Source organism: Streptomyces marokkonensis (genome assembly GCF_039539045.1).
Classification (GTDB): Bacteria; Actinomycetota; Actinomycetes; order Streptomycetales; family Streptomycetaceae; genus Streptomyces; species Streptomyces marokkonensis.
On sequence record NZ_BAABCQ010000292.1, the window covers coordinates 1 to 5,048 of the forward strand.

The window sequence follows — 5,048 nt, forward strand, 5'->3', positions numbered from 1 at the left end:
TGGAAGCTCGAATGAACAGCAAGCTGAGCCCCGACGTTTACACGGCAATCCAGCACCTTTACAAGGCGATCGCCGCCGGCGGAGTTGACCAGCAGCTGCTGACGCTGGTCCACCTGCGCACGAGCCAGATCAACGGGTGTGCACCGTGCGTCTTCGCCGCGGTCTCGTCGGCGAAGAAGAACGGTGAGACGGACGAACGGCTGCACAATGTGGCCGCCTGGCGCGAGGCGCCCTTCTACACCGACGAGGAGCGGGCCGCCCTCGCCCTGGCCGAGGGGGCCACCCGTATCCAGGACGGTGCGGCGGGCGTGACGGATCAGATCTGGGACGACGTCGCCGACACCTTCACCGAGGAACAGATCGGCGCGATCAATCTCGAGATCGCCATGACCAACTTCTTCAACCGGATCAACCGCATCATCAAGGAGCCCGCGGGCAAGACCTGGGGCTGATCCCGGGGCTCCCCCCCCAGCCGTCCTGGGCATCAAGGGTGCTCCGCACCCCTTGAATCGAACAAGAGTTCCATTTGTGTGGGTGTACGTGCCACAAGGGACGTGAGGAGCGCATGGTGACAACCCCTGCTTCCGGAACTGACGGGCCTCTGGCGAGACTCGCCCGGTTCTGCTTTCGACGGCGGTGGCTCGTGCTGCCGGCCTGGATCGTCGGCGTCATCGCCGTGGCGTTCATCGGCTTCGGCTACGGTGCCCCGTCCGACAACGGCGCTTCGGGCTCGGACTCCGGCTCGGGCAAGGCGCAGACGCTGATCGAGAAGCACTTCCCCGAGCGCCAGGGGGACACGCTCACCCTGGCGATCAGGACGGACAGCGGGATCGACGGCCCCGCCGCTCGCGCGAAGATCGAGAAAGCGCTGACCGAGCTGACCGACTCGCCTGTCACCGGACCGGTGGTCTCGCCCTATCAGGACCGGGACCTGGTGACGAAGGATCGTCGCATCGCCCGCACCACGGTCCCGCTGACCGACGAGGACGCGAAGAAGACCGACATCGAACCCCTGCTGGAGGCAGTCGAGCGAGCCTCCGGCCAGGGCGTGACCCTGGCCCTGGACGGACAGAAGGTCCAGGAGGCCGAGACGCCGGCGCAGGGCGGGGCCGAGGGAGTGGGCCTGCTGGCCGCCGCGGTCATCCTGTTCATCGCCTTCGGCTCGCTCGTGGCGATGGGGCTGCCGATCCTGACCGCGGTGCTGGCCATCGTGGCAGGCATGGCCCTGCTCAAGCTCGTGGGGCACGTGGTTCCCTCGCCGGACTTCACCTCGCTCGTCGCGGTGCTCATCGGTCTCGGCGTCGGCATCGACTACGCCCTGTTCATCGTGACCCGCTACCGGGAGGGCCTCGAGAGCGGCGCCGATCCGGAGAACGCCACCGTCAACGCCGTCGCCACGGCGGGCCGTGCCGTTCTGTTCGCCGGGACGACAGTGGTGGTCGCGCTGCTCGGCCTGATGGTGATGGGCCAGCAGATGATGACCGGGGTGGCGATCGGTGCGTCCGTGGCCGTGCTGGTGACGATGCTCGCGGCGGTCAGCCTGCTGCCGGCGCTGCTGGGCTTCACGGGCCGCCGGATCAACTCGCTGCGCCTGCCGCGTCGGTCGTCCCGGCGGCGGTCGCAGAAGGCTTTGTCCAGGGAGCGTCGCCGTCCCGCCGAGCGGTGGGCCGCGGCGGTGCAGCGCAAACCCGTCGTGTCCGCGGTCCTGGCGACCGTGGGCCTGCTGGTCCTGGCCGCTCCCACGCTCTCGATGCGCTTCAGCCTGCCCGACGCCAGCGTCCAGCCGCACGACCGCAGCAGCTACACCGCCTACCGGATCCTCTCCGAGGGATTCGGCCCCGGCTACGCAGCCCCGCTGGTCTTCGCCGCCGAAACCGGATCCGGGCCCTCCGACCTCGGCCCCGTCATCGCGGCGGTGGCGGAGGCGGACGGCGTCGCCCACGTCTCGCCGCCGCTGACCAGCGAGGACGGGCACGCCGTGACCTTCATGGCCTTCCCGGAGACCAACGCGCAGGCCGAGGCGACGGTCGAGCTGGTGCACCGCCTGCGTGACGACGTCGTGCCCGCGGCCGGCGGCGAGAACGTCCACATCGGCGGCCCGAATGCCAGCTCGATCGACTTCGCCGACGACATCGGTGCGAACCTGCCCCTGATGATCACGATCGTGATCCTGATGTCGCTGGTACTGGTGGTCGCCCTGGTCAGGTCCGTGACGATCGCGCTGCAGGCGGCTGTGCTGAACCTGCTGTCGATCGGCGCCGCCTACGGCGTGCTGGTCGCCATCGTTCAGTGGGGCTGGCTGGGATCCGCGCTCGGGTTCACCACCGACATGCCGATCACGACCTGGGTGCCGCTGATGATGTTCCCGCTCCTGTTCGGACTGTCGATGGACTACGAGGTCTTCCTCATCTCCCGGATCCGCGAGGAGTACGAGCGCACCGGCGACACCCGCCGCGCGGTCGCGCGCGGCCTGGCGCGCACGGCGAAGGTCATCACGGCCGCGGCCGCCATCATGATCGCGGTCTTCGTGACCCCTCTGCTCGGGCCGGACGTCGCGGCCAAGCAGATGGGTCTGGGCATGGCGGTGGCCGTGCTCATCGATGCCACGGTCGTCCGGCTGGTGCTCGTCCCGGCCGTCATGGAGCTGTGCGGCAAGGCCAACTGGTGGATGCCCCGGCGGCCGGCGGCGAAGGCGGCGGCACCGCCGGTGCCGGCCGCAGCCCGCAAGGACGCTCGCGTCTGAGCCTCCGGACCGGGACCCGCAGTCGTGGGCCGGGCGGGGAAAATCCCCCGACCCGCTCGGCCCGCAAACCCGGGGCTTGCCGGCCTTCCCGGTCGGCAAGCCCCGGTGTCCCGTTCGAGTGCGGGCGGAGCCCGGGTGGACGGCCATTTCCCGGGCCCGCCCCCGGCTGTACGGTCTCACGCATGCCCAGTGGCCGACCGGTGAGCTCGACCTCCCCGCGCTGAAAGGCCGATCGGCGGCGACAAGTGCGGCGTGTCAGCAGTCGAACACCCCGCGCGGACGACGGCGACCCGCGCTCCTCTGCGAGGGCGGGGCAGCTGCCCTTCCACCGAGAGTTAGGACGCACAGGAGATGACGCTCCCTTCGCGACACCCCGCTGCCGTGACGGTGTCCGAGTCGGTCGAGGCGTTCTTGAACGACGCCCGGTTCGTGGCGACGTTCACCACGATGCGGTCCGCCGGAGCTCCCCACGTGGCGCCGGTGCGCTTCACGTGGGACGCGGAGGCGGGGCTGGCCAGGGTGCTGACGGTGGCGTCGTCGCGCAAGGCGCGCAACCTGCTCGCTGCTCCCGGCAGCCGGGTGGCGCTGTGTCAGGTGGACGGCTTCTGCTGGGTCACGCTGGAAGGCACGGCGCAGGTGACGCGGGACCCGCAGCGCATGACCGCGGGAGTGGCCCGGTATGCGCGCCGGTACTGGTCGGCACCGCCCGACCGCCCCGGCCGGGTGGTCATCGAGATCACCGTCGACCGTGTGCTGAGCCTCAACGTCTGACGAAGCGGCGCCGCCGCCCCGGTACGCGGGTACCGGGGCGGCGGCGCCGTGCGTGCCACGGGGGTGTCCGCAATGTCGGTGGGGAGCCGGAGAACGTAGGCAGGCGAGGGTGACGAGGGCTTTGTAGTGGCGGGCGCGTTTGTCGTAGCGGGTGGCGAGGGCCTTGTTCTGCTTGAGCCGGTTGAAGCAGCGTTCGACGACGTTGCGGCGTCGGCAGGCGGTGCGTCGAGGCGGCAGAGTGTTTCTCCGCGTCGTCGGCGTCCTTTGATCTGGTCGGTGCGTTCGGGGATGGTGCAGGCGATACCGCGTCTGCGCAGGCAGGCGCGGATCCTGCGGGACGAGTAGCCCTTGCCGCCGGTCACCCGGTCGGGCCGGGTGCGGGGCCGGCCGGGCCCGCACCCGCTTGATCGCGATGCGGGCCATGACCGGCTCGGACTGGGTGCAGTCGTTGACGTCCCCGCCCGTGATCGTGAACGCGAGGGACCGGCCCTGCCCGTCGCAGGCAAGGTGGATCTTCGTGCTCAGCCCGCCGCGGGACCGGCCGAGCGCTTCGCCGGTCCAGGGCCACCTTTTCGGGCCCGGCCGCGTGCTGGTGGGCCCGCACGGCCGTCGAGTCGACGCACACGATCGACCAGTCGACCTCACCGACCGCGTCGGAGTGCTGCTGGACGTGAGCCAGGAGCCGGTCCCAGGTTCCGTCCGCCGACCAGCGGCGGAACCGTTCGTAGACCGCCTTCCACAGCCCGTACCGTTGCGGCAGGACCCGCCAGGCAGCACCCGTGGACAGCTGCCACAGGATCCCGTTGAGGATCTGCCGCCGGTCCCGCACCGGACGACCCATCCGAGGCGGAGCCGGCAACGGCCCGATCACCGCCCAAGCCTGATCGCTCACTTCATGACGTCGCACCACGAACGGGCCAAGAACTCACCGACATTGCGGACATGCCCTAGGCCGGTGAGGGCGGGCTGCCCTGGGACCACACGAGGCGGAAGGTCAGCTCCGCCAGCCGCCAGCCGAGCGCTGTGCGCCGGGCGCCGCCCCGGACCGACGTCCCCGTGGTGAAGAGCCGCGGCGCACCGTCCGGCGCCGCGGCATGGTGGACATGAGTGGACATCAGGTTGGCGCGCAGGGTCGCCGTGCCGTCGCGCACCTCGACGACGGCGGGCGAGCCCAGGTGCATGGTGGCGGCGAACGCCGACAGCGCGGTGGCGTGGTAGTCGGCCATCCCCTCGATGCCTTCGTGCCGGCTGATCGGGAAGGCCACGACCGCGTCCGCTGTGAACAGGTCCGCCGCCCAGTGGGCGTCGAGCTCCTCCTGGTCGAGCGAGATCAGATAGCGGTCCAGGAGAGCCGCCACACGGGCCCGGGACTCGAACTCCGACTCTCTGATTTCCATGCGTGATTCATCGCCTGTGCGGGTGAATGTCATGGCGAAAGCATGGCACCCGCGGAACTGTTTCGGGTCGGGTCCTGCAGCGGTTCTTCTTGTGCAGCGCCGGTGCGTACCTCTCGTCGGCCACGGCCGGGTTGAAC

The 5,048-nt window shown here is 70.3% G+C and carries 4 protein-coding genes and 1 pseudogene; 3 read left to right on the forward strand and 2 right to left on the reverse strand.

From position 1 onward, the window contains the following. The 3 genes from ABEA26_RS34905 to ABEA26_RS34915 all read left to right on the forward strand — a co-directional run. On the forward strand, positions 1 to 452 hold a 452-nt coding region (locus ABEA26_RS34905; protein ID WP_345597957.1), incomplete at its 5' end, for a carboxymuconolactone decarboxylase family protein. A gap of 191 nt (positions 453 to 643) precedes the next feature. Further along, positions 644 to 2,743 carry an MMPL family transporter gene (locus ABEA26_RS34910; protein WP_345597958.1) on the forward strand — a complete coding sequence of 700 codons (2,100 nt, stop codon included), beginning with the start codon at positions 644 to 646 and terminating at the stop codon, positions 2,741 to 2,743. Between the two features lie 387 nt (positions 2,744 to 3,130). Beyond that, a complete protein-coding gene (locus ABEA26_RS34915; protein ID WP_345597962.1) occupies positions 3,131 to 3,514 on the forward strand; it encodes a pyridoxamine 5'-phosphate oxidase family protein in 384 nt (127 codons plus the stop codon). A gap of 93 nt (positions 3,515 to 3,607) precedes the next feature. Here ABEA26_RS34915 and ABEA26_RS34920 read toward each other — a convergent pair. Next, a pseudogene (locus ABEA26_RS34920) lies at positions 3,608 to 4,421 on the reverse strand (IS5 family transposase); the annotation flags it as partial. 40 nt (positions 4,422 to 4,461) lie between these two features. Beyond that, positions 4,462 to 4,911: a nuclear transport factor 2 family protein gene (locus tag ABEA26_RS34925; protein ID WP_345597960.1), complete on the reverse strand. Its 450-nt coding sequence runs from the start codon at positions 4,909 to 4,911 to the stop codon at positions 4,462 to 4,464. Between the last annotated feature and the right edge of the window lie 137 nt (positions 4,912 to 5,048).

What these genes read in the sequence shown, in the direction of transcription:
- ABEA26_RS34925 (WP_345597960.1), bottom strand. Translation starts at nt 4,911, where the DNA reads ATGGAAATCAGAGAGTCGGAGTTCGAGTCCCGGGCCCGTGTGGCGGCT.